We start from the raw sequence: 24409 nt of genomic DNA on the forward strand, positions 1-24409 counted from the left end.
GGGTTAATCATCCGGAGAAGATCGCGCCGCATAATTGCATGCACGAATCATCATCCGCGCAATTCATAGGAGCAGAAGTGACCACAGCATTCTTATTGCACCGCATCGAAGGTGCGCCTGTTTCGACCTCCTTCCGCAGGGCAGGTTTCGGTCAGAACGATCCCTTCGTACGCCATCGCGAGATCGCCTGGGAAGGACCGGACTCGATGGCCGCGGGTCGTGTCAGCTTCATCGGCGAGCTCGACGTGGCGAGTTTTCCCCACATCGAAACCATCGTCGTCATGGAAGGCTCGCTCACGCTCGAAGCGGCCGGCATGGCGCCGCTGGTGCTGGGCCCGCAAGAGGGCGCGGTGATCGGCAAGGGTACTGCGCTTCGCTTCAGGGCGGAATCGCGCGCGCTTTTCGTATTCTGCTGCGCGGCTTCCAACATGCCGACCAAAACAGGCTTGGTCCCGTTGCGCGCGGAAGCCGACTTCAAGCCATCCGCAACGCTTCCAGCAGAGGTACTACTGGGCCCGGCTCCCGAATGTCGCAGCGACAACGTATTCACCGACGACGATGCGCAGTACAAAGCGGGTACGTGGGATTCGACGCCTTACCATCGGATCATCCGCCCGCATCGCGTCAACGAGTTCATGCACCTCCTGGCCGGCGGCGTGCGATTCGCCGAGCCTGACGGCAGCGTGCTGTCGCTCGGCGCCGGCGACGCGCTCTTCGTGCCGCAGGGTGCGTCGATCGGATGGGAAAGCAGCGAACGCGTGGCGAAGTTCTACGTTACGCAAACCGTCCAGGCTCCAGTCGAACGAAATTGATCATGTCCCCTCCGCTGACTCACATTCAAACTTCACCCACGCTGCCTGCCGCCGCCGACGTGGTCGTGATCGGAGGCGGCATCATCGGTGTCTTTGCTGCCTATTACATGGCCCAGCGCGGCGTTTCAGTCGCACTGGTCGAGAAGGGCAGGATTGGCGCCGAGCAGTCGAGCCGCAACTGGGGCTGGTGCCGACAGCAAAACCGCGACGAGCGTGAATTGCCGATCGCAAGCAAGAGCCTCGATCTGTGGGAACGATTTGCCGTCGAATCCGGTGAGGACACGGGGTTTCATCGCTGCGGGCTGTTGTATCTGAGCAATGACGACGCGGAGCTGGCCCGTTGGGCAAGTTGGGGCGACTTTGCGAAGACGGCGGGGGTGACGACCTACCTGCTCGATAGCAAGCAAGCCGCCGAGCGCGGGAAGGCGACAGGGAGGGCCTGGAAAGGCGGCGTCTTCTCGCCCAGCGACGGCACGGCGGACCCCGCGAAAGCCGCGCCCGCCGTGGCAACCGCACTCATGAAGCTGGGAGGCAGCGTTACGCAGCAGTGCGCGGCGCGCGGCATCGAACTGGAGGGCGGCCGAGTCTGCGGCGTCGTCACGGAAGCCGGAGTCATCAAAACCCGCACAGTCGTGCTTGCCGGCGGCGCGTGGGCGTCCGCATTCTGCCGCCAGCTCGGCATCCGCTTTCCCCAAGCATCGATCCGCCAATCCATCCTTAGCGTTTCACCTGTCGAGACTCCCTTGCCGGATGCGTTGTTCACTTCCGGCGTATCGATCACCCGCCGAACCGACGGACGCTACGCACTGGCAATCAGCGGACGCGCGCGCGTGGACGTGACGCCGCAGTTCCTGCGATTCGCCCCGCAATTCGTGCCCATGTTCGCCAAGCGTTGGCGTAACCTTCTGCCGGGCGGACTGGAAGGCGTGCGCGGCGGTCATGAAACGCTCAAGCGGTGGCAACTCGACGCGCCCACGCCCATGGAGCGGGTACGCATCCTGGATCCGAAACCCGATATGCCTACCGTGAGGGAAACGCATCGCCGCGCCATCGAACTGCTGCCCGAACTTGGCAAAGCGAAAATCACACACGCGTGGGCAGGTTTCGTCGACAGCACACCCGACGGCGTGCCGGGTATCGGGGAAGTGCCGGGCGTACCGGGATTGATCCTGGCCGCGGGCTTTTCCGGTCACGGGTTCGGGATCGGGCCCGGCGCTGGACATCTGATCGCGGATCTGGCCACCGGTGCGGCGCCGATCGTCGACCCTATCCCGTATCGGCCTGCCCGATTCGCCGACTCGGCATGGGGCAAGGTCGCTGACTTTTAAACGGGCGGGAGGCGCGGTTAGTGCAACAAACGCCGTGCCACCTGAAGGGTGAGCACGGCAGCGCAAATGATGCGCTCTCAACAACGATTCGGATTCCGTAGGTTTTCAATCCGAGCCGCTTTACCAAACGAATAGCATCGAGTCTGCAGCGTTATCACGTCAGGAGTGAAGTCATTGCAGTGTGTCCTTGAGTCGGTACCATGCCCCCACGAAAGGCAAAAACCACGGCTTGCCGAAGTGCCCCGGAATAGCGGGCCAGTCGAAGTCCTTCCACGGATTGAGATCGGCGCGTCCGTCCATGATCTCCGCCATCAGCGTACCCATCAGCGTGGCCATGTGCGTGCCGTGTCCGCTATAGCCCATCGAGTAGTACATGCCGTCTCGCTCACCCGCGCGCGGCAGACGATTGGCGGTCATGTCGACCATGCCGCCCCAGCAATAGTCGATGCGCACGTCGGCCAATTCGGGAAACACGGCGATCATCTGCTGTCGCAAGATCATTCCGCTTTTTTCGTCCGAGCGGGGGTTCGACGTCGCGAAGCGCGCGCGACCGCCGAACAATATCCGGTTGTCGGGCGTGACGCGAAAGAAGTTGACGAAGTTTTTCGTGTCGGTGGCCATTCGGCGCGTCGGCAGCAGCCGATCGAGCCGTTGCGTCGGCAAAGGCTCGGTGACGATGATGAAAGCTCCCACCGGCACGATTCTGCGCCGGACCCAGCCGAACGGTCCCAGTTGCGAGATGCCGCTCGCCAACAGCACTTGCGGTGCGCGGATCTCTCCGCGCGGCGTTCGCGCCACATAGGCGCCGCCGGATTCTCTTCGTAAATCCAGAACCGGCGCATGCTCCAGAATCTGCGCGCCACGCGCCTGCGCAGCCGTCGCGAGACCACGGACATAGCGGCCCACATGCATACCGGCGCTCTTCTCGAAGATCAACCCGCCGTGATAGCGGTCCGAGCCGATCTCGTCGCGTAGCTCCGCCTTTGTCACGAGACGCGTATCGGGGTCCACGCCCGCGGCAAGCAACGCCTGACTTCGCGCGAGCTTGTCGAAATGCTCCGGCTTCGCCGCGAGCTTGAGCTTGCCTCTACGAACGAAATCGCAATCGATCGACTCTTCCCTGACCAGCCGCTCGACCGTGTCGACCCCTGCGTCGAACGCGAGATAGAGCCGGTTGGCCAATTCCACGCCGATCCGCTGCGAGAGCGAAGCGTAATCCTGCGCGAAGCCGTTGTTGCACATGCCGCCGTTGCGGCCCGACGCCGCCTGCCCCACGGTGCCCGCCTCGCAGACAACGACGCGCGCGCCCTTCCTGGCGAGCGCCAATGCAGCCGCAGAGCCGGTGATCCCGGCGCCCACCACGATTACGTCGCAGCGTTCGCCATGCAGATCAGGCGCATTGCCGACAAATGGCTCGGACGTATCCAGCCAGTAAGAACTAAACCGCATTGCACTCTCCAACGCTGGCGCACCAATTCGATCTGAGCGACTAGACGCAAGCCACCGCTTCGACTTCGATCTTCAGACCGAAATGCAGCGCGGGAACCGGGACCACCGCGCGAGCGGGTTTCGCCGCTCCAGTCCAACGCGCATAGATCTCGTTGAACGTCGCCCAATATTCGATATCGACGATATACACACGAACCTGGACCAGTTTCGTGACGTCGCTGCCCGCGCCGGCCAGCGCCGTAGCCAGATTGGCCAACACCTGCTCGGCCTGCGCTTCGAACGGCTGGTCGGTGAGTTTTCGTCCTGTCGGATCGATCGGCAACTGCCCGGAGACGAAAACCATCCCGTTCGCTATCGAGACGTGGCTGTAGTGGCCGCCAGGCGGCGCCAGTCCCTCGGGGTTGATCGTCCTCGGGCACTGCTCACTACGTTCACGTTTATCCATGGGAAGCGCTCATAGGGGTGGGAAGTCTGCCTGCCGCTGCCGGGACAAAGCCGGATAGCGGTGGCGTTTGCGGTGGCGTTTGCGGTGGCGTTTGCGGTGGCGTTTGCGGGTTTCACAAAGCCTCATTACGTGAGCCACTATAGGAAAAATAATATTTCCCGTGTTTAATATCCAATGAACTCCTCATTAACAGGCGCTTAATGCTCCGATTAGAAGACATGCAACTGCTCCGCGCGCTCGGCGCGTCGCAATCGCTTGCCGCGGCCGCAAGGCTGCTGGATCTTACGCCGCCCGCGGTCACGGTGCGGCTTCAGCGTATCGAGGAGCGCATGGGGGTGCGTCTTGCCACGCGCGCGGCCAGGGGGATTTCCCTCACTGACGAGGGGCAGCGGCTTACTCAGGAGGCCATCGACATTCTCGAGAGGATCGAGTCGATTCCTTCGCGCATTTCCGGAGAGGCGGCTGGCGTGAGCGGCCATCTGCGCGTCGTGGCGCCGTTTGGGTTCGGTCGCGAATATGTCGCGCCGCTCGTTCGCGATCTGCATCGCTCACATCCCAACCTCGCGATTTCGCTCATCCTGGTTGAAAGTCCCCTCGCCGCCGCGTCGGGTGCGGACGTCGTCATTTCCATCGGCCACATCAAACGTTCGTCCTGGGTAGGACATTTTTTGGCGCCGAACGACCGCTTCCTGTGTGCGAGCCCCGCCTTGGCGCGCGGCCTGTCGAAGCTCAAGCACCCGTCCGAGCTGACCCAGCACGCCTACCTGACCTTGCGAGAGAACGACGAAGACGTGACACGTCTGCGTTTCACTCAACACGATGCAGCGGGCAAACGGACGAGCAAAGCCGTCGCGGTTCGGTTGAGCAGCGCACTGTCTTCGAACGACGGCACCGTTGTGAGGGATTGGGCGCTGGACGGTCTGGGCGTCGTCGCGCGATCCGAATGGGACTGCGCCCGGCTGGTCGCGGAGGGAAAGCTCAAGCGCGTGCTGCCGGCGTGGCGCCTCGAACCCGCGCCGGTCATCGCCCTCACGCCCACGCGGCAGGGGCTGACGATCCGTCAGCGCGTGTTCCTGGAAGCCGCGAAACAAGCCTTCGATCCAGCGCCCTGGCGGAAATGATGTCCCGATTGATCGTGGTGGAACATCTGTTCTGTCGCGCCAGGGATAACAGGCCGAGCATGACGCCGCATGCACAGGATTGCTTATGTGATCGGCAACTAGAACTGTGCGGCGCCGCCGATCGCATCCAGTTCCGCGCACACCTGGGCGGACAATTTCAATTGCGACGCCTGCAGGTTTTCACGCAGATGCCCGACGCTCGACGTGCCGGGGATCAGCAGAATGTTAGGTGACCGCTGCAACAGCCAGGCGAGCGCCACTTGCATCGGCGTCGCGCCGAGTGTTTGTGCAATCTCCGACAGCGCCGACGACTGAATCGGCGTGAACCCGCCTAGCGGGAAAAACGGCACGTACGCGATGCCCGCCTCCGCAAGTTGGCCGATCAATGCATCGTCGTGCCGATGAACCAGGTTGTAGTGGTTCTGCACGCAGACGATCTCCGCGATGCGCCGCGCCTCCTCGATCTGCGTCGCCGTCACGTTGCTCAAGCCGATATGGCGCACGAGTCCGCGTTGTTGCAGTTCGGCCAGCGCCGTGACCTGCTTTTCGATCGACCCTTCGGCAGGCGCGTGAATATCGCCCATGGCCCGCATGTTCACGACTTCGAGCGCGTCGAGACCGAGATTGCGCAGATTGTCGTGCACGCCGCGCTCGATATCGGCCGGTTCGAACGCCGGCAGCCACGCGCCGTCGCTGCCGCGCACCGCGCCCACCTTGGTGACGATCACGAGGTCGCCGGGATAAGGATGCAGCGCTTCGCGGATCAACTGGTTGGTAATGTGCGGCCCGTAAAAATCGCTCGTATCGATGTGATTGACGCCCGACGCCACCGCTTCGCGCAGCACCGCGAGCGCCGCGCCGCGATCCTTCGGCGGACCGAATACGCCGGGGCCGGCCAGTTGCATGGCGCCGTAACCCATGCGGCGCACGGGGTGGCCGGCGAGCGGAAAGGTATCCGTAGTGCTGAGATTCGACATGACGCGCTCCTTGGTGAGTGGTTGAATGCAAGTATGGACCGGGTTGCGCTGTTGAATAAAGCCGTCTAACGTGTACGGGTTGTTCAACATTCTGCACAATCGCATGGAACTGAATGATCTCGCTGCCTTTGTCTCAGTCACCCGCGCGGGCGGCTTTCGCGACGCGGCGCGCATCGGCGGCGTGTCGGCGTCGAGTCTGAGTATTGCCGTGCGCCGCCTCGAAGCCAGGCTCGGGCTGCGCCTGCTCAACCGCACCACGCGCAGCGTGGCGCCGACCGAGGCCGGCTTGCGGCTCATCGAGAAGCTGACGCCGCTCTTCAGCGAAATGGAAGCGGCGCTGGACGTGCTGAACGTGTTCCGCGACAAGCCGGCTGGCACGCTCAAACTCAACGTGCCGTCGAGCGCCGCGCGCATCGTTTTGCCGGGCATCATCGCCGCGTTCCTGAAGACGTATCCCGACATCCGCGTCGAAGTCGTGGTCGAAGACGGGTTCGTCGACGTGCTGTCGATCGGTTGCGACGCCGGCATTCGCTACGACGACCGGCTCGAGCAGGACATGATCGCCATTCCGATCGGGCCGCGCGTGCAACGCTTCGCCACGGCGGCGGCGCCGGGCTATCTCGACACGCACGGACGTCCCGATCATCCCAGCGAGCTGCTTTCGCACGCGTGCCTGCGCGGTCAATTCGCCGGCGGCGCCACGCCGATCTGGTATTTCGAGCGCGACGGCGAAGTCTTGCAGTTGAATCCATCGGGGCCGCTGCTGGTGCGACCGGGCGCAGCGATCGATCTCGCGGTGAGCGCGGCCGTCGCGGGCGTGGGCGTCATTCACCTGTTCGAAGACCTGCTGCGCCCGCACCTCGACAGCGGCGCGTTGGAGCCGATTCTGGAGCCGTGGTGGCAGCGTTTTTCGGGTCCATTTCTGTACTATCCGGGGCGTCGTCATTTGCCGGCGCCGCTGCGCGCGTTCGTCGATTTTTTGAAGGCGATCGATTCCGATTGATGCGGGGACGTGAAACGCGCAGGGCGATTTGTCCGTTTGCCGAGCCAAACCACACGCGCGGCTCGGTATAAATTGCCCGTTGCTCTGCGAGTCATCAGCTAACGCCGTTGCGTGCACAACTGCGCGACCGTCGTTAGAAAAAGTGTCGCGCCCACAGGCTTCCTCAGGCAGACATCCCAATTCTTGCCCGCCGCCTCGTTTGGCGGAACGGAGGTATGGACGAGAATCGGCACGTTAGCGAGCGCCGGTATCGCTTTCAGCCGACGGCACAACTCGGCGCCGTCCATGAGCGGCATCATCCAGTCGGTGATGATCAAGGCGGGTGCACGGGCCACGGCTCGCGCGACCGCTTCCACGCCGTTGCTCGCGCAACCGACTTCATAACCTTCGTTTTCGAGTATCAGGCGCCACGCCGCAAGGATTTCCGGCTCGTCGTCCACTAGCAAGATTGAGTGCATCAGGGCCGCCGAACGTCCGCGGTAGACGGTATTGTCTACCCTTTCGACAGCTACGCAAAAGATGTTCCACTCTCCGCGGTTCCGGCGATAATGATCGCGAATAATCGGCTGCCACGACCTTCCGGAGCACATGAAGGCGGAAACGCTTGCCGGACCGGCCTTCAAGTGACGTCAGCCCGGAGTACCTGCCTGTCAGACCGCGATGCGAGTCGGGTCCGGCGCGCCCGAGTGCTGCGAGCCACTTGTATTGTTGTAGAAACTTCATCCCACTGCGCCATCATGACCGAAACACGTGTTAGCCCGCTGCGCAATTTTGCCGACTTCGTCCGCGCGGAGCGGACTCGACTGACCGAGCAATGGATGAATGCCGTATTCGGCGACACCGATCTCGTCGAAGCGGACAAACTCACTTACCAGCAACTCGCGGATCATTTGCCGGAAATTCTCGACGGACTGTGCGTGGCGCTCGATGTCGAAGATCTCGAACGGGTCGAGACAACCATCGAGCGCAATGCGAAAAAGCATGGCGAGGTGCGCTGGCGCCAAGGCTATCGCATCGAGGAACTCGTGCGCGAACTCGATCTCTTTCATCAGGTACTCGCCGGGGCGCTCGAGGAATTCGCCGCTCTCGACAGCACGTTCACGCGCCGCCATGAGAGCCGGGCACGGCATCTGATCGCCGAAACGTTCAGCATGGTTACGCTCACGTCGATCAAGCAGGTGGTGAGTGAACGAGACCGCAAGATCGACGAGTACACCGGCCGGCTCGAGCGCGCCAATCACGAACTGGTGCTGAAGCAGCGGCTGGTGGGCGACCTGTACGAGTCGCGCATGCAGATCACACGCAGCGTGGTCCACGATCTGCGCAACTTTCTGAACGCCTTTTCCATCGCGTTGCAATTGATCGCGCGCGTGCCGGCAAAAGCCGATACGGCGCTGACACTGGCAAACCGCCAGGCCACCGACATGAAACAACTCGTCGAGCAGATGGTCGAGTATTCCGTGGTGCTCGGCGACGGCGCCCCGCTCACACTCGAACAGGTCGACCCGCGCGAGCTGTTCGAGGAACTCGTCACCTCGTCGCGTCCGTCGATCGAAGCAAAAGGACTCACGTTGCGCGCGGTGTTCGATCCTGCGTTGACCGCCGTCACGTCCAATCGTCTCAAGCTCAAACAGATAGCGGTCAACCTGCTCTCCAATGCGACCAAGTACACGAAGTCGGGGCAAATCGAACTGAACTTCGCGATGGCCGGCGCGGAGCATTGGTCGATGTGCGTCGCGGATACCGGCGTGGGCATCGCACCATCGGATGCGGACCGCGTGTTCGACGAATTCGAGCGCGCCGCCGGCGAGGATATTCCCGGCACGGGCCTCGGTCTCGCCATCGTCAAGGAATTGTGCCGCGTGTTGAACGGGCACATCGATTTCGTTTCGCGCGAAGGCGTGGGCACCAGGTTCGAAATACGCTTCCCGTTAGAGCTGGCGCAACCGCAATAGGACCGATCGGTCAACGAACACCCATGATCCAGATCACCACCGCCGATTTCCCGCGGCAACTGGAAACGGTCAGGGCCATCTTCCGCGAATATGCCGGGAGTCTGGACGTCGATCTTTGCTTCCAGAACTTCGAATCCGAACTTGCCGGCTTGCCCGGCAAATTCGCCGCGCCGCGCGGCCGGGTGCTTCTCGCGTACAACGGGGAAGAACTGATTGGCTGCGTCGCCATGCGGCCTCTCGACGACACCACGTGCGAGATGAAGCGGCTTTATGTCCGTCCGTCGGGACGCGGTCTGCGGGCAGGCAGGCAATTGGCAACGCGCATTTGCGATATCGCGAGAGAAGCGGGATATCACCGCATTCGTCTCGACTCGCTGCCGACCATGCTGGCGGCGCTCGATCTTTACGCATCGCTGGGTTTTGCACCGATTCCGGCTTACGTCTTTAATCCGATTTCCGGCGCGGTATATCTGGAACGCAATCTGATTCGCCCGGAAAATCGACCGGGCTGATTAGCCAGTGCCACAGTGATTATTTGGTACGTCTAGCAAATTTTTTTGGCAGCGTGCGTGCTGTGCGCGGCGTGAGCGCCGCGATTGCCAGCCACAACGCTACCGCGCCCTCACGCCGCCCGTCGACAAACATCCGCTCATCGCGCCGCCTCTGTCGCTCAACCCGCGCACGACCACCTCCGAGGATTTGCCATCGCGTCTCGCCAATTCCGCAAGATCGAGCAACGCGGCGTAGCGAGCAGAGCATTCCTGCGACGATTCACTCGCTTCACGTGTATCGGTTGGCACGACGACGCGGCTGATCGCAATCGCCACTCCCGCGGCAACGACAACCGCTGCCAACGCGCCTGCTTTATAGATTCGCCGCGTCGATGAATCATTGAACGACGCTCGGCACGCCTCGACTGCAAGCCGGGATTTGACTCGCATGGCAGCACCTATCAGGACCAGTGCGCCGGCACCCAGACACGCCCGATCCAGTGGCCCGGCACCCACACGACCGGACGCGGAGCCGGCGCGACGTAGACGACGCGCGGAGCGACATACACGGCATGCGGCGGGGGCGGCGGTGCGTACACGACCGGCGGCCGTACATAAGCAACCGGCGGCGTGACGACCACGGGTTTCGGCGCAACCACGACCGGTGCAGGCGTCACCACAACCGGCGGCGGCGCGACTACCACCGGCGCCGGCGTCACCACGACCGGAGGCGGCGGCACATACACAACCGGCGGCGCGACCACAACCGGCTTCGGCGCGACGACCACCGTCGTGCCGCCCGTGGCGACGACGCCCGTGGTCGCCACCACCGTCCCGCTCGACGTCACCGTGTTGCCGTGCGTACCCGTCACGCTCGTCGAGGTCGTCACGACGCCTGGCGCGACACGCGTGGCGGAGCCGGAATGATTGACGGTGCCGCCATCCGAACCGGTCACGGTGCCCGAACGCGAGCAGGTCGAGCCGGCGCAATTCGTCGACGCCGAGTGGTTGACCGTGTTGCCGTTCGAGCCCGTTACCGACCCCGACGACGAATACTGGCCCGCGCCGTTTTTTGTGACATCGCCCGACGTGGTCGCCGTCTTGCCGTCGGGTCCTGTGAGCGTGCCGGTATGCGAGCACGTGCCGCCGGCGCAATTGGTGTCGCCTGCATGCTGGACGGAGTTGCCGTAACGTCCCGTCGCGGTGCCCGAATTCGAGAACTGACCCGGCGCATTGCGCGTCACGGTGCCGGTGTTGGTCGCCAGACCGCCGTAGGGGCCGGCGACACCGCCCGCATGCGAGCAGCTGTTGCCGCCGCACGAGCCGTACCGCGCGCCGTTATAGGTGCCTCGCGAGGTGTAGGCCGTGCCGTGTTGCGACCAGGCGAATGCCGATGCGCTACCGAGCGCGAGCACGGCGACCGTGGCGGAGAGCACGAGCTTGCGCAACGCGCCGCGAGCGGCTGACGCGGTCGTCACGGAAACAGGGAAAGATGCAGCGGCGGTGGCCGGGACGATGAACGAATGATTTTTCACGATATGTCCTTCTGGGATTCGGGCCACTGTGTCACTGCTGCGTGGCGACGAAACGGACTATAGAAGGACACGCCGACATAATCGACACGGAAGATATGTCACCCTGTTTCACCACGAAGAAGGCCCGCGCGACAAGGGTTTGCGGGCCATTTTCAGGCGGCGTGACATATTCCGACATAAAGTGTTGCAGGCGAAATCGCGGGTCGCGCGTGCTTTTGTAGCCGGCGCGATTACCGCTCCTCGCCTGTCGCGCGCAACGACAAGCAAGGGCGCCGGCCGTTCTTCATATCATTGCGCCACGCGCGCCAAGGCGATATCGGCAATCTGGTCGGCCTGATACGACGAGCGCACCAGCGGCCCCGCCACGACTTCGCGAAACCCCATCGCCAATCCCGCCGCGCGCCAGGCGTCGAACTGCCGCGGCGTCACATACCGCCGCACCGGCATGTGAAAACGCGACGGCGCGAGATACTGCCCGATCGTCAGGATGTCTACGTGATGTGCGCGCAGATCACGCATCGTGTCGAGCAGCGCTTCGTCGGATTCCCCCAATCCGGCCATCAATCCTGACTTGGTCAGCACCGTCGCGTTCGCTTCCTTGACACGCGCGAGTAGTTGCAGCGAGCCCTGATAATCCGAGCCCGCACGCGCGGCACGATACAAGGCAGGCACCGTCTCGAGGTTGTGATTGAACACATCCGGCCACGCACCCGAAAACGCCTGCAACGCCCGCTCGACACGTCCACGAAAATCCGGTGTCAGCACTTCGACCCGAATGCCCGGCACGCGCTCGCGCAGCAACGCGACGCAGCGGGCAAAATGCGCCGCGCCGCCGTCGCGCAGATCATCGCGATCCACCGACGTCACCACGACATAGCGCAGGCCAAGCGCCGCCACGGCATCGGCGAGCCGCTCGGGCTCCGCTTCGTCGAGCGGCGCAGGGCGGCCGTGCGCGACGTCGCAAAATGCACAGCGCCGGGTACAGATGCCGCCCATGATCATGAACGTCGCGGTGCGCCGCGCAAAACATTCGCCGATGTTCGGACACATTGCCTCCTCGCAGACCGAATGCAAACGGTGCTCGCGCAGGATCGCCGCAATGCCGACGACCGTCTCGCTCATCATCGGCTTCGCGCGCAGCCACGGCGGCTTCGGCAAGACCTCGCCGTCCGTGGCCGGCACGATCTTCACCGGAATCCGCGCGAGTTTGTCAGCGCTGCGCTTGCCGTGCTGACCGAGCGCGGTGACGCTGTCGCCATGCAATGCGGCGTCCATGTCAGCGCCCCAGAAAATCGTCGAGCAGACGATTCACTTCGGACGCAGCCTCCATCTGCACCATATGCCCCTTGCCTTCGAGCACATGAACGCGGATGTCGCCCGGCAGACCCTGCGCATGCGCGGCCGGGATGATCTGATCGCCGGCGCCCCAGATCACCAGCGCGCGCGGCGCGAGTTCCGCCAGCCGGTCCCGATAGCTCGCCCGTTGCGCGTTGCCGTCGAAGGCCGACGCCGATATCTTGCGCAGCGCCTCGGGCACGCCTTCGAGCCGCTTGTACTTGACGATGTCCTCCACCAGTTGACGCGTCACGAGACCCGGGTCGGCGAAGAGTTTCGCCAACTGCGGCTTGAGCGCATTGCGATTGCTGCCTTCAGTAAAACCGTGGATGTAGTCGCCGTTGATCTCCTTGCCCAGACCCGCACTCGAAATCAACGCGAGCGACGCCACGCGCCCCGGCGCTTTCGCGGCGACGGTCATCGCGATCAGCGCGCCCATGGAGTGCCCGATCAACTGCACCTTGTCGATGCCGCGATCGTCCATGAAGGCGATCACGCTGTCCGCGAGTTCGTCGGCGCTGCCCGTCTCGAGCGCCTTGCCGGATTCGCCGTGACCCGGCAGATCCAGCGCCCACACGGCCCGATGCGCGGCGAGGTCGGCGTGATTGAACAGCCAGTTGTTCAGATCGCCGCCGAAGCCGTGAATCAGCAGTGCGGGCGTGCCGCCTTCGCCGAGTTTCAGATAACGCACCGTGCGCCCGCCGATCTGCGCTTTCTCCGGTTGCGGCCCACTGTCGCCATCCGCCGACGTGGCCGGCACGAAGTCGCGCTGAAATGCTTCGACCTCGGCGTCGATCTGCGCGTCCGGCGTTTCCGCGTCGGCGACTACGGCCAGCAACGCGCCGATCGGCAGCGTGTCGCCCTCCTGCGCGATCTGCCGGCGCAAGATGCCCTCGAACGCACATTCGACGCCTGACGAGATCTTGTCCGTTTCCACGTCCAGAATCTCGTCGCCCTTCACTACCTTGTCGCCGATGGCCTTAAGCCACCCATTGACTTGTCCCTGCTCCATCGACAAGCCCCATTTGGGCATCGTGATCATATGGATCGGCATCGTTCAAGCCCTCACTTTCAGCACGGCCTCGGCGATTTGCGCGGCCGACGGGATATACATGTCTTCGAGCACGCCAGCAAACGGCGCGGGCGTATGCGGGGCGGTGACCATTTCGATCGGCGCCTTGAGCGAGTGGAACGCGCGCTGCGCGATCAGCGCGGAAATGTCGGTGGCAATCGAGCAGCGCGGATTCGCTTCGTCGACCACGACCACGCGTCCGGTCCGGTTCGCGCTCTCCAGGATCGTTTCCTCGTCGAGCGGCGAGGTTGTCCGCAAGTCGATCACTTCTACCTGGATGCCGTCCTTGGCGAGTTTTTCTGCGGCTTCGGTGGCGTAGTGCACCATGCGTCCGTAGGTGATGATGGTGGCGTCGTCGCCGTCGCGCACCACGTTCGCTTCGCCGAACGGAATCGCATACGACTCTTCGGGCACGTCGCCTTCGCGGCTATATAGCAGCTTGTGCTCGCAGAAAATCACTGGGTCGTTGTCGCGGATCGCCTGGATCAGCAGACCCTTCGCGTCATACGGTGTCGACGGACAAACCACTTTCAATCCGGGAATGTGCGTGAACAACGAGGTCAGCATCTGCGAATGCTGGGCCGCCGCGCGCAGGCCGGCGCCTTGCATCGCGCGGATCACGACGGGCGTGACCGCCTTGCCACCGAACATGTAGCGGAATTTGGCGGCCTGGTTGAATATCTGGTCGAAACACACGCCCATGAAGTCGATGAACATCAACTCCGCGACCGGCCGCATGCCGCAGGCCGCCGCGCCGACTGCCGCGCCGATATAGCCGCCTTCCGAGAGCGGCGTGTCGAGCACGCGCCCCGGATACTTATGGAATAGTCCCTTCGTGACGCCGAGAACGCCGCCCCACGCGTCCTGTTCACCGGGCGACCCGGCGCCGCCCGCGTTATCTTCGCCCATCACGATGACGGTTTCGTCGCGGGCCATTTCCTGACTCAGTGCTTCGTTGATCGCCTGAGAGAATGTGATCTTGCGTGCCATGTCTGTCTCCAGAATCGTTTAGATGTGCAATGCCGCGCGTTACGGATAAGACACGTAGACGTCGCTCAATAAGTCTTCAGCAGTCGGCAGCGGCGCAGCCTTGGCCTCCGTCACCGCACTGTCGATCAGACTCTTGACCTCGGCATCCACACCACGCAACTGATCCACGCTCAGCATTTCGGCGCGCACCACGCGCTCTTCGAAACGCTTCAGGCAATCCTTCTCGTCGCGCAGTTTCTGCACTTCGCCGGGCGCGCGATAGGTTTGCGCATCGCCTTCGAAATGGCCGAAATAACGCGAGAATTTCACTTCGACGAGCGTCGGCCCACCGCCCTGGCGCGCGCGTTCGATCGCTTCGCCGAGCGCTTCATGCACCGCGAAGAAATCGAAACCGTCCACGATCACGCCCGGCATGCCGAAGCCGCTCGCGCGATCCGCGATGTTGTCGGTCGCCACCGACCACGTCGACGACGTCGCTTCCGCGTAGCCGTTGTTCTCCGCCACAAAAATAGCCGGCAGCCGCCATACCGAAGCCAAGTTCAACGATTCGAAAATCACGCCCTGATTCGACGCGCCGTCGCCGAAAAAGCACACGCCCACGCCGCCCGATTTCTTGTACTTCGCCGCCAGCGCCGCGCCGCAAATCAACGGACCGCCCGCGCCGACGATGCCGTTCGCGCCCAACATGCCTTTCGACAGGTCGGCGATATGCATCGAGCCGCCTTTGCCATGGCACACGCCGGTCTTGCGTCCGTAGATCTCGGCCATCATGCCGCGCACGTCCACGCCCTTGGCGATGCAATGGCCGTGACCGCGGTGCGTGGTCGCCACATAGTCGGCGTCGTTCAGATGCAGCATCGTGCCGACCGCCGACGCCTCTTCGCCCGCGTACAGATGCACGAAGCCGGGAATCTCGCCGGTCGCGAATTCCACGTGCAGACGCTCCTCGAACTCGCGGATCGTGCGCATCATGCGATACGCCTTCAGTAGATCTTCCTTGCTCAACTCAGTTGAAACCGACATGGTGTGTCTCCTTTGAATGAATGCACTGCCTGCTCACAACCTACTTTTGATGCGCAACCACGTTCGCCACTTCCCGCACCAGTTGGCGCGATGCCGCGAAACGCAGCGTGCGTTCGACGTCGACGGTCAACGGCCCTTCCCAATCCAGCGCGATCTCATAACGGTCGCCGCGCTCCAGTTCGATTTCGCGCTCGCCGTCGAAAGCGAGCGTGCCGTGCTCGGTTTCCAGCGGCCGCCACACGCCGACTTCGAAGCGCTCGCACGTGCGCATCAGCACGCGCTCGACGCGGCCCGGCGCAATCGGCGCCACCAGCGGCACGCCGGATTCACCGGGCGCGGCAAAGCGCAGATGCAAGCCGTGCGACGCGGTGCGCTCCACGGGCGCCCACGCTCCGCCGATCGACGAGAGGCCGATGCCGTCCGGCGCAGCAAACGTGAGAAAGAGTTCTTCGATATCGGCCGGATCGGACACGGCCCGCGCGCCGACGAAGCGCTGACGGCTCACGCAGACATCGACCAGCGCGATCTCCTCGCGGCCGCGATTGGGCCCGGCCGTGCAGCGCACCACGAGCCGCTTGTTGCGCATCAGCGCGACATCCGGCGGCACCGCGCCCGTGGCGACGAGCGCGCCGGCAAGACCGGCCACAGTGGCTTCGCGCAAATCCGGAAAGGCGTTGTTGGTGCCGGTGGATAAGGTCAGCAGCGGCACGCGTGCGCAATGCGCGGCCACTGCCCGATGCGTGCCGTCGCCGCCCAGTACGGCGATCAGTTCGACACCCGCTTTCAGCATCGCGGCGACTCCGGCGTGGGTATCGGCGACGCTGTCGGTGATCGGCTGTTCGATGAACTCGACCTGGGGCCAGCGCTGCTGCGCGGCGACGGCGTCGTGCGTGTCGAGCGCGCGCAGCAGCAGCGCCGCCACGCCGGTCCGGTCGCGCAAACACAGCACGCGGGTCACGCCGAGCACGCCGAGCCCGGCCAGCAGACGCACCACCATGTTGGCTTTTTCAGAAGTCGGAAACACCGACGCGTAGGAAGTAAGGCGACGAATATCGCGACCCGACGCCGGGTTCGCGATCACGCCGACGGTGATGGGCGATGGCACTGTGCTTGTCTCCTTTCTGCGCCGTCGTCGAACGGCAGCGCTTTGTCATGCGCAGGACACTGCAAAGGATGTGCCAATTTTCTGAAAAATCGCGCCGCCGCACGAAAGTGCCTTATTTAAAGGGCTTTACGTGTCGAAACGGAAGATGTGGCGGCGAGCCGCCGTCGCTTGACGCAGCGTTCGAGGCGTCTCATACCTCGCGTGCGCGACGTTCGCAGCCCGGACGATCGTATCGAAGAGACTGCGCAAACCGTTGATGCGCCTCGCTCCGCACCGCAAAGGCGCCCCGTCTCACCCTGAGACTGAGACAAACGTCTCACGCGTCTCGCGTGCTGCATTGCAGTGTGATTCATCAAGCGGGATGTGATACAAGAAGCCCTGATCTCACTGTGTGTCGCTCGCCTGGAGCCGACCATGCCTTACGTCTCGCAGACCCAGCACATCGACCGCGTGCGTGGCGCCATCGAAGGACGCCTGCCCGCGCCCGCCGATTCTCCGCGGCTCGTCTCGTCGTGGCAGCGTTCGTTCGAACAGTACCGGCTCGACCCCGGCGCCGTGATCGGACCGCGCGTGCTGAGCTCGGCCGAATTGCGCGAAGTGCAGGGCAAGGAAGAAGCCTTTCTGCGTGCGTCCGGGCAATGTCTGTCACGTCTGCACGACATGATTCGCGTTGCCGACTATTGCGTGATGCTCACCGACGCGCACGGCGTCACCATCGACTACCGCATCGACCGCGATCGCCGCAGCGATTTCAAGCATGCGGGCCTGTATATCGGTTCGTGCTGGTCCGAGCGCGAGGAAGGCACCTGCGGCGTGGCGAACGTGCTGACCGATCTTGCGCCGATCATCGTGCACAAGACCGATCATTTCCGCGCGGCGTTCACCACGCTCACCTGCAGCGCGGCGCCGATCTTCGCGCCGACGGGAGAGATGATCGGCGTACTCGATGCATCCGCCGTGCAGTCGCCGGATAACCGCGACAGTCAGCGGCTCGTGTTTCAACTGGTGCGGCAAAGCGCCGGTCTGATCGAAGACGGGTACTTCCTCAATCAAACTAGCCAGCATTGGGTTCTGTTCGGTCATTCGAGCCGCAACTTTGTCGAGGCGCAGCCCGAAGTGCTGATCGCCTTCGACGAATGCGGCAATCTCGTCGCGGCCAATCGCAAGGCGCGCGAGTGCATTCCGGCGCTCAACGGTCCGCGCCACATCGACGATGTATTCGACACATCGGGCTCGCATCTGCACGACATCGCGCGCACGGATGCGATTGTCGGCTTGCGCCTGCGCGCAACCGGCACGACGCTGTATGCGCGGATTCGTGCGCCGCTCAGGCGCATCTCGCGCGCGGCGTCCACGCTGAACGAAGGCGCCGCACGGTCGTCGCAAAGCGCGTCGCAAAACGATCTGCACCTCGGCGCACTCGGCCGTTTTCTGCACAGCGCGGAGCCGCGGATCGCGCACAACGCGGCCGTCGCGTTGCGCGTGATGGGCAAGCGTCTGCCGATTCTGATTCTCGGCGAGACCGGCGTCGGCAAGGAGGTGTTCGCGCACGCGGTGCACGATTCGGGCGCGCGGCGCGCGAGGCCGTTTATCGCGGTGAATTGCGGCGCGATTCCCGAATCGCTGATCGAAAGCGAATTGTTCGGCTACGCGCCCGGCGCCTTCACCGGTGCACGCAGCCGCGGCGCGCGCGGCAAGATTGCGCAGGCGCATACAGGTACGCTGTTTCTCGATGAGATCGGCGACATGCCGCTCGATCTGCAAACGCGGCTGCTGCGCGTGCTGGCCGAAGGCGAAGTCACGCCGCTCGGCGCCGATGCACCCGTGCGCGTGGATATCGACGTGATTTGCGCCACACACCGCGATCTCACGCAGATGGTCGCGGCCGGCACGTTCCGCGAAGACCTCTATTACCGGCTAAGCGGCGCGTCCTTGCCAATACCGCCGCTGCGCGAGCGCGCGGATATCCGCGACGTGATCGAAGCGGTCTTCGACGAAGAAGCGCAAATGGCCGGCCACGTGCTCACGCTGGACCCGCAACTCGCCGAACGTCTCGCAGGATTCGCATGGCCGGGCAACATTCGCCAGTTGCGCAACGTGCTGCGTTACGCGTGTGCGATCTGCGACAGCGCGCGCGTGGAATTGCGCCATGTCGCGCCGGATATGGCGGCGTTGCTCGCACCCGAGGCCGTGCATAAACCAGCGTTATTGCGGATCGATCCGCATGACGGCCGGCAGCGGGATGCGCTGCAGGCCCCGCGGCAGGACCCGCGCGAAGAGCGTGCACGCATTATCGACGCGCTCACACGCCACCAATGGCGACCCAACGCAGCGGCGCAAGCGCTCGGTATGTCGCGCGCCACTTTGTATCGGCGCATTGCGTCGTTGGGCATCGTCGCGCCGCATCGACGGTGAAGCGCTGCTTGTCAATGTGATGCGCTGCCCATATGCAAAAGTAGCGCCGGTCGCCAGTAGCACTACGCGTTTTCGTATTCGATCTCGCGTACCAGTTCGGATGGATCGCGATCTTTTCGATTGACAAGACCTGCCGCAAAACGGCACACTCAATCTCATGTTGACGCACATCTCCATCGCAAATGCGATTACACACCCGAAGCGAGCCATCATCGGCTGGCCATTGGGAGTGCGTGCGCGTTAGCAGTCTGAATCTGCGTAACACATCCCCAAGGCCCCGCCGGTAACGGAAGGGGCCTTTTGTTTTGTGGGCGCCTCCGTCAGCCGGCTTGATGACGGAGAACGAGATGGATCAGGCAAGCCCGCAGTGCATGGATGATGACTTGAGTCTGGTGGCGTATCGGCAGGACGAGCGTCTGCCGAAGCTGGTGCTGCATTTTTCAGTGATGCCAGGCGCGACGCTGACCTGGCGTGTCGAAGCCGATAGCACGCTCGCCGTGCAGGGCGCGCGCCTCTGGCTCACACGCGTCAGTTCACCTTACGATCATTGGCTCGATCCGGGCCACACATTCCAGTTGCAACGCGGCGAGCGCGTGTGGCTGAGTACCGATGGTGAATGCGTCGCGCGCGTGTCGTTGAGCTACGCGCTAACGGCGCGAGGCGGCCTGCTCAAGCGCTGGCTGGGACGGCTCGCGTGGTTGAGTTTGGGACCGCCCGGGCCGCGTTAACCGGCCCACGTGTTAGCGCGGCGCGGTTTAGCGAGACATCGCACGCGGCGGAAAAAAACAAACACCCCTGCAATGAGGGGTGTTTGCTTCGCATGCCGGCTGGCAATGAACCTGCAATCAACATGCAATCACGCGAGCCCGCTCGTGACCTTCACTTCGGCGTCACCTGCACGGCCGCCGCCGAAACGAATACCGCATGGATCGTATCGCCGACCTTGACGTCCTTGAGATCGACGTCCGGACCCGCTTGAAGCGTTTGCGTCTGATACGCGCCGCGCAGCGTGACCAGCCGCTTCTTGCGATCGATCTTCTGCACGGTGGCGAGCACCTCGATCTGGCGCGCCGATTCGAATCCACCCGAGGCCGGGGCATACACCTGCGTGTCGACACGCGCGCGTATGCCCTTGTCCTTGCCGGTGACTTTCTCGGCCTTCACGAGCAGCGCGTTCTTGTAGAGCACGTCCACCTGATCACCCACTTTCAGGTTGTCGAAACCCTCCACCTGCTGGCTCACGAGCACGACCACCACGTTGCCGCCTGGCCCCTTGAGCGTAAGCGTACGCGTGCCCGGATCGATACCGACGATCTGCGCCCTCACATGCACCGGCTCCACCGCGCTGACGATGCCTTGCGCGGCACTGGCCATGGCATCTTGCGCCGAGGCCGGTTGTGCTGCGGCGAACGCCGCGAACATCAACGCTGCTGCAATTGTCTTTGCCTGCATATGCATGCTCCTTGAGAAATTGTTTGATCCAGCGTGACGACGCTCTGAAACTGCGGGATGCCGATTTATAAATCTATGAATGCCTGTCTGCCTTCAGGATGATAGATTTAAAAAGCGACGGCGCAAATGATTTTACATGCCTTACAACAGCCTGAAATTGATTAAAGTGTGATTTTCAGATAAGTACGCGCAATTGCGTAATGTGCCGCGGTGCGGCGTCACAGCGGCATCCTGCCGCATGGTCACGACGTGACAATTTCATCGCGATTCAGAATGACCGGCTAGTTTCAAAATGCGCACAGCATTAAGCGCATACTGTATGTCGATCGAATCGGCAATCAATATTTTTTGGGTATTCCACCGTAATCGAAGGCGATTTCAAATCGTATCAGATGCAGATTCGATATACGCTCAATGCGCGTTAGGCACAAAAAGAAACAGCCTCGTCACGTGAGCGACGAGGCTGTTTTATCCAGCAACTTCAACCGTGGCGCGGACTAAGCCGCCCAAATATCACACCCGCTCGATCGCGATCGCAATGCCCTGACCGACGCCGATACACATCGTGCACAGCGCAAAACGGCCTTGCGTGCGATGCAGTTGATACATCGCGGTGGTCACGAGACGCGCGCCGCTCATGCCGAGCGGATGGCCCAATGCGATCGCGCCGCCGTTCGGATTGACGCGGGCGTCGTCGTCGGCCACGCCGAGTGCGCGCAGCACCGCGATGCCTTGCGAAGCGAACGCCTCGTTCAGTTCGATCACGTCGAATTGATCGATGGTCATGTTCAGGCGCGCCAGCAGTTTTTGCGTGGCGGGTGCCGGGCCAATGCCCATCACGCGCGGCGCGACGCCGGCCGTGGCGATACCCAGCACGCGGGCGCGCGGCGTCAGGCCGAAGCGCCTGGCAGTCTCTTCATTTGCGAGCAGCAGGGCCGCCGCGCCGTCGTTCACGCCCGACGCGTTGCCTGCCGTAACCGTGCCGTCCGGACGCACCACGCCTTTGAGCTTGGCGAGCGTTTCGAGGCTGGTCTCACGCGGATGCTCGTCTTGCAGCACCGTGATCGGATCGCCCTTCTTCTGTGCGATCGTCACGCCGACGATTTCCTGCGCGAGCGTGCCGTCGCGTTGCGCGCGCGCCGCTTTCTGCTGGCTGCGCACCGCGAAAGCGTCCTGATCCGCGCGGCTGATGTTGTAATCCGTGGCGACGTTCTCGCCCGTTTCCGGCATGGAATCGACGCCGTACAGTTTCTTCATCAGCGGATTGACGAAACGCCAGCCGATGGTCGTGTCATAAATCTCGGCCTGGCGCGAAAACGCGGTGGGCGCCTTGCCCATCACGAACGGCGCGCGGCTCATGCTTTCCACGCCGCCTGCCACCATCAGCGCGGCCTCGCCCGATTTGATCGCGCGCGCCGCGATGCCGACCGCGTCCATACCCGAACCGCACAGGCGGTTCACCGTCGTGCCCGGCACGCCCTGCGGCAAGCCGGCGAGCAACAGCGACATGCGCGCGACATTGCGGTTGTCTTCGCCGGCCTGGTTCGCACAGCCGTAGATCACGTCGTCGATGGCGTTCCAGTCGACGTCCTTATTGCGCTCCATCAGCGCCTTGAGCGGGACGGCGCCCAGATCGTCGGCGCGTACCGACGAGAGCGAACCCGCATAGCGGCCGATGGGGGTGCGAATCGCGTCGCACAGGAATGCTTCGGTCATGTGATGTCTCCAGTTGATGTGCTGCATGCGCTGCGCCCGGGCCGTAACTTCGGCGGGCGCAAACCGGACGCACCGGCAAGCGCGACGGAAAGCGGCTAACGGGCGGCCGCCGCGTCAATTCAGCTTAGCGCAGGATGATGAACGGTGGGCTCGAGAATGTCGCGATTTGTTCTTGATACGAACATACGGTCATATATCGAACAACTAGGCACGATGATAGGGGCGTGGCTGAAACCATGTCAAGCACGGCCAGGCCCGCACCAGGGAATACGTGCAGGCCGCGAGCGTTTTTGCAAAGGATCAGACGAATGATGCGCCCGTGCCGGCGGCCCTGTTGTCATGGCGCCGGCACGGGGCTGGGGACTGTATGAAGCGTGTTTCTAGCGGAGCTGGATATGCTCGTCTTCGATATAGCTGCGGATTACGTCGGCAAAATTCCGTTCGCCGCTCAACCCCAGCCCTTCGGCACGCGACGTATCCCACCGTCCCGGCCAGCTGCCCACGATCTTCTCGACGCGCGCATCCGGCTCGAACACGATCCGCGCGGCGGCCGCGTCGCCCGCCACTTCGCGCAGCGCGGCGACCATCTCGTCGACGCTGACCGATATGCCCGGCAAATTCAGCACGCGCTGGTTACCGAGCGCGGCGGAGTCGAGTTCCAGCCCGGCTATCAGGCTCTCGATCGCCTTGCGCGGCGACAACAGCCACAGTCGCGTCGCGCCCGCGACCGGGCACACCGCCGCTTCGCCGTTCAGCGGTTCGCGAATGATGCCGCTCGCGAACGACGACGCCGCCGCGTTCGGCTTGCCCGGCCGCACACTGATGGTAGGCAGCCGGAGCACGCGGCCGTCGACGAAACCGCGCCGCGCGTAATCGTTGAGCAGCAACTCCGCGATCGCCTTCTGCGCGCCATACGAAGACTGCGGATTCAGCGCGGTGTCGTCCTGCACGACCTCGGGCAACTCGCCGCCATACACCGCGACCGAACTCGTGAACAGCACGCGCGGCCGATGCCCGCGCTGCCGGCACGTTTCCAGCAGCAGCCGCGATGCATCCAGATTGATGCGCATGCCGAGATCGAAATCCGCTTCGGCCTGCCCGCTCACGATCGCGGCCAGATGGAAGATCGCCGAAGTCTGGTCGTCGATCACGCGTTCGAGCACGCTGCGCTCGGCGATGTCGCCGACTTCGGTGCGCACGCGTCGATCGCCGAAATCATTGGCTTGCACGACGTCGAGCAGCACCAGTTCGGTGACCGGCTGCGGCGTGCCTTGCGAGTCCTTCAGCGAACCCCGCGCGAGCAGTTCACGCGCGAGACGCTGGCCGAGAAAACCCGCACCGCCGGTAATCAGTACTTTCATGATGTGTTCGTCCTTGTTAGCGGGTCGCGTTCAGATACGGTTTGAGCCAGCCGAGACCAGCCGACGTGCCCGCGCGCGGCCGGTATTCGCAGCCGATATAGCCGTCGTAGCCGAGCGAGTCGATCAATTCGAGCAGGTACGGGTAGTTCAGTTCGCCCGTGTCGGGTTCATGGCGCTCCGGCACGCCGGCGATCTGAATGTGCCCGATGCCGGCCATATCGCGTTTGAGTTTCACCGCGAGGTCGCCTTCGACGATCTGGCAGTGGTAGCAGTCGAACTGCACCTTGAGATTTTCTGCGCCGACTTCCGCGCAGATCGCTTGTGCTTCGTCCTGACGGGTCAGAAAGAAGCCCGGCATGTCGCGCGTATTGATCGGCTCGATCACGACCGTGATGCCCTCGGCCTGCGCCGCCTTCGCGGCATGCGCGAGATTGCTCAGATAGACCTCGCGATGTTTCGCGCGCGGCTGATCCGCGCCGATCAGGCCGGCCATCACATGCAGCTTGCGATTGCCGAGCACGCGAGCATAGTCGAGCGCGGTATCGATGCCGCGGCGGAATTCGTCTTCGCGGCCCGGCAGCGAGGCAATCCCGCGTTCACCACCGGCCCAGTCGCCGGGCGGCGCATTGAAAAGCGCTTGCGTCAGACCGCTTGCGTCGAGGCGCGCCTTGATCTCGTCGGCGGGGAAATCGTAGGGGAACAGAAACTCGACCGCCTCGAAGCCGTCTTGCGCTGCGGCGGCGAAACGGTCGAGGAAAGCGTGCTCGTTGTACATCATCGAGAGATTGGCGGCGAAGCGAGGCATGGCAGCGACTCCTTGAAAA

Annotated in this window: 22 protein-coding genes; 8 read left to right on the forward strand and 14 right to left on the reverse strand. The window is 63.3% G+C overall.

Going from position 1 to position 24409, the window contains the following annotated elements:
* Positions 1 to 77: 77 nt before the first annotated feature.
* Entirely contained in the window at positions 78 to 812 is a 735-nt protein-coding gene (locus tag BPHYT_RS29285; protein WP_012427749.1) for a cupin domain-containing protein, read from the forward strand.
* 2 nt (positions 813 to 814) lie between these two features.
* Positions 815 to 2140: an NAD(P)/FAD-dependent oxidoreductase gene (locus BPHYT_RS29290; RefSeq protein WP_012427750.1), complete on the forward strand. Its 1326-nt coding sequence runs from the start codon at positions 815 to 817 to the stop codon at positions 2138 to 2140.
* A 171-nt stretch (positions 2141 to 2311) separates the two neighbouring features.
* Here BPHYT_RS29290 and BPHYT_RS29295 read toward each other — a convergent pair whose 3' ends face one another.
* Positions 2312 to 3589: an NAD(P)/FAD-dependent oxidoreductase gene (locus BPHYT_RS29295; protein ID WP_012427751.1), complete on the reverse strand. Its 1278-nt coding sequence runs from the start codon at positions 3587 to 3589 to the stop codon at positions 2312 to 2314.
* Between the two features lie 40 nt (positions 3590 to 3629).
* Positions 3630 to 4034, reverse strand: coding sequence for a RidA family protein (locus tag BPHYT_RS29300; RefSeq protein ID WP_012427752.1), 405 nt, complete (start codon positions 4032 to 4034; stop codon positions 3630 to 3632).
* Between the two features lie 200 nt (positions 4035 to 4234).
* On the opposite strand from BPHYT_RS29300, the gene BPHYT_RS29305 reads away from it, so the two are divergent.
* Entirely contained in the window at positions 4235 to 5155 is a 921-nt protein-coding gene (locus tag BPHYT_RS29305) for a LysR substrate-binding domain-containing protein (RefSeq protein ID WP_012427753.1), read from the forward strand.
* A 98-nt stretch (positions 5156 to 5253) separates the two neighbouring features.
* Here the strand turns inward: BPHYT_RS29305 and BPHYT_RS29310 are convergent, their stop codons facing one another.
* Entirely contained in the window at positions 5254 to 6132 is an 879-nt protein-coding gene (locus BPHYT_RS29310) for an aldo/keto reductase family oxidoreductase (RefSeq protein ID WP_012427754.1), read from the reverse strand.
* A 103-nt stretch (positions 6133 to 6235) separates the two neighbouring features.
* On the opposite strand from BPHYT_RS29310, the gene BPHYT_RS29315 reads away from it, so the two are divergent.
* On the forward strand, positions 6236 to 7135 hold the full coding sequence (locus BPHYT_RS29315) for a LysR family transcriptional regulator (RefSeq protein ID WP_041759237.1): 900 nt from the start codon (positions 6236 to 6238) through the stop codon (positions 7133 to 7135).
* A gap of 98 nt (positions 7136 to 7233) precedes the next feature.
* Here BPHYT_RS29315 and BPHYT_RS29320 read toward each other — a convergent pair whose 3' ends face one another.
* Positions 7234 to 7593 (reverse strand): response regulator, encoded by a 360-nt coding sequence (locus BPHYT_RS29320; RefSeq protein ID WP_041759238.1) that lies wholly within the window; start codon positions 7591 to 7593, stop codon positions 7234 to 7236.
* Positions 7594 to 7872: 279 nt separating this feature from the next.
* Between BPHYT_RS29320 and BPHYT_RS29325 the strand changes: the two genes are divergently transcribed.
* Entirely contained in the window at positions 7873 to 9090 is a 1218-nt protein-coding gene (locus BPHYT_RS29325) for a sensor histidine kinase (protein ID WP_012427757.1), read from the forward strand.
* 23 nt (positions 9091 to 9113) lie between these two features.
* Positions 9114 to 9602, forward strand: a complete 489-nt coding sequence (locus BPHYT_RS29330; RefSeq protein WP_012427758.1) for a GNAT family N-acetyltransferase — start codon at positions 9114 to 9116, stop codon at positions 9600 to 9602.
* 440 nt (positions 9603 to 10042) lie between these two features.
* On the opposite strand, the gene BPHYT_RS29340 is transcribed toward BPHYT_RS29330, so the two are convergent.
* The 6 genes from BPHYT_RS29340 to BPHYT_RS29365 all read right to left on the reverse strand — a co-directional run bounded on the left by BPHYT_RS29340 (position 10043) and on the right by BPHYT_RS29365 (position 16641).
* The gene (locus tag BPHYT_RS29340) at positions 10043 to 11116 is read right to left on the reverse strand and encodes a hypothetical protein (RefSeq protein WP_012427759.1); all 1074 of its coding nucleotides are present in this window, start codon (positions 11114 to 11116) and stop codon (positions 10043 to 10045) included.
* Between the two features lie 288 nt (positions 11117 to 11404).
* Complete coding sequence (gene lipA / locus BPHYT_RS29345; RefSeq protein ID WP_012427760.1) at positions 11405 to 12391, reverse strand: lipoyl synthase; 987 nt, start codon at positions 12389 to 12391, stop codon at positions 11405 to 11407.
* A 1-nt stretch (position 12392) separates the two neighbouring features.
* Positions 12393 to 13505: an acetoin dehydrogenase dihydrolipoyllysine-residue acetyltransferase subunit gene (locus BPHYT_RS29350; RefSeq protein WP_012427761.1), complete on the reverse strand. Its 1113-nt coding sequence runs from the start codon at positions 13503 to 13505 to the stop codon at positions 12393 to 12395.
* Between the two features lie 3 nt (positions 13506 to 13508).
* Positions 13509 to 14513 (reverse strand): alpha-ketoacid dehydrogenase subunit beta, encoded by a 1005-nt coding sequence (locus BPHYT_RS29355; RefSeq protein WP_012427762.1) that lies wholly within the window; start codon positions 14511 to 14513, stop codon positions 13509 to 13511.
* A gap of 39 nt (positions 14514 to 14552) precedes the next feature.
* On the reverse strand, positions 14553 to 15536 hold the full coding sequence (locus tag BPHYT_RS29360) for a thiamine pyrophosphate-dependent dehydrogenase E1 component subunit alpha (RefSeq protein WP_012427763.1): 984 nt from the start codon (positions 15534 to 15536) through the stop codon (positions 14553 to 14555).
* 40 nt (positions 15537 to 15576) lie between these two features.
* Complete coding sequence (locus BPHYT_RS29365; protein ID WP_012427764.1) at positions 15577 to 16641, reverse strand: ATP-NAD kinase family protein; 1065 nt, start codon at positions 16639 to 16641, stop codon at positions 15577 to 15579.
* 414 nt (positions 16642 to 17055) lie between these two features.
* Between BPHYT_RS29365 and BPHYT_RS29370 the strand changes: the two genes are divergently transcribed.
* Both BPHYT_RS29370 and BPHYT_RS29375 read left to right on the forward strand, forming a co-directional pair.
* Positions 17056 to 19056 (forward strand): sigma-54-dependent Fis family transcriptional regulator, encoded by a 2001-nt coding sequence (locus tag BPHYT_RS29370; protein ID WP_012427765.1) that lies wholly within the window; start codon positions 17056 to 17058, stop codon positions 19054 to 19056.
* 347 nt (positions 19057 to 19403) lie between these two features.
* Entirely contained in the window at positions 19404 to 19784 is a 381-nt protein-coding gene (locus tag BPHYT_RS29375) for a DUF2917 domain-containing protein (protein WP_012427766.1), read from the forward strand.
* A 151-nt stretch (positions 19785 to 19935) separates the two neighbouring features.
* Here the strand turns inward: BPHYT_RS29375 and BPHYT_RS29380 are convergent, their stop codons facing one another.
* From BPHYT_RS29380 to otnI, 4 genes are all read right to left on the reverse strand, one after another.
* On the reverse strand, positions 19936 to 20508 hold the full coding sequence (locus BPHYT_RS29380; protein ID WP_012427767.1) for a hypothetical protein: 573 nt from the start codon (positions 20506 to 20508) through the stop codon (positions 19936 to 19938).
* A gap of 513 nt (positions 20509 to 21021) precedes the next feature.
* A complete protein-coding gene (pcaF, locus tag BPHYT_RS29385) occupies positions 21022 to 22224 on the reverse strand; it encodes a 3-oxoadipyl-CoA thiolase (protein ID WP_012427768.1) in 1203 nt (400 codons plus the stop codon).
* Between the two features lie 380 nt (positions 22225 to 22604).
* Positions 22605 to 23585 (reverse strand): D-erythronate dehydrogenase, encoded by a 981-nt coding sequence (gene denD / locus BPHYT_RS29390; protein ID WP_012427769.1) that lies wholly within the window; start codon positions 23583 to 23585, stop codon positions 22605 to 22607.
* 16 nt (positions 23586 to 23601) lie between these two features.
* Positions 23602 to 24390, reverse strand: a complete 789-nt coding sequence (gene otnI / locus BPHYT_RS29395; RefSeq protein ID WP_012427770.1) for a 2-oxo-tetronate isomerase — start codon at positions 24388 to 24390, stop codon at positions 23602 to 23604.
* Positions 24391 to 24409 lie beyond the last annotated feature (19 nt).

Origin of the sequence: Paraburkholderia phytofirmans PsJN (assembly GCF_000020125.1) — a bacterium.
Taxonomy (GTDB): Bacteria; Pseudomonadota; Gammaproteobacteria; order Burkholderiales; family Burkholderiaceae; genus Paraburkholderia; species Paraburkholderia phytofirmans.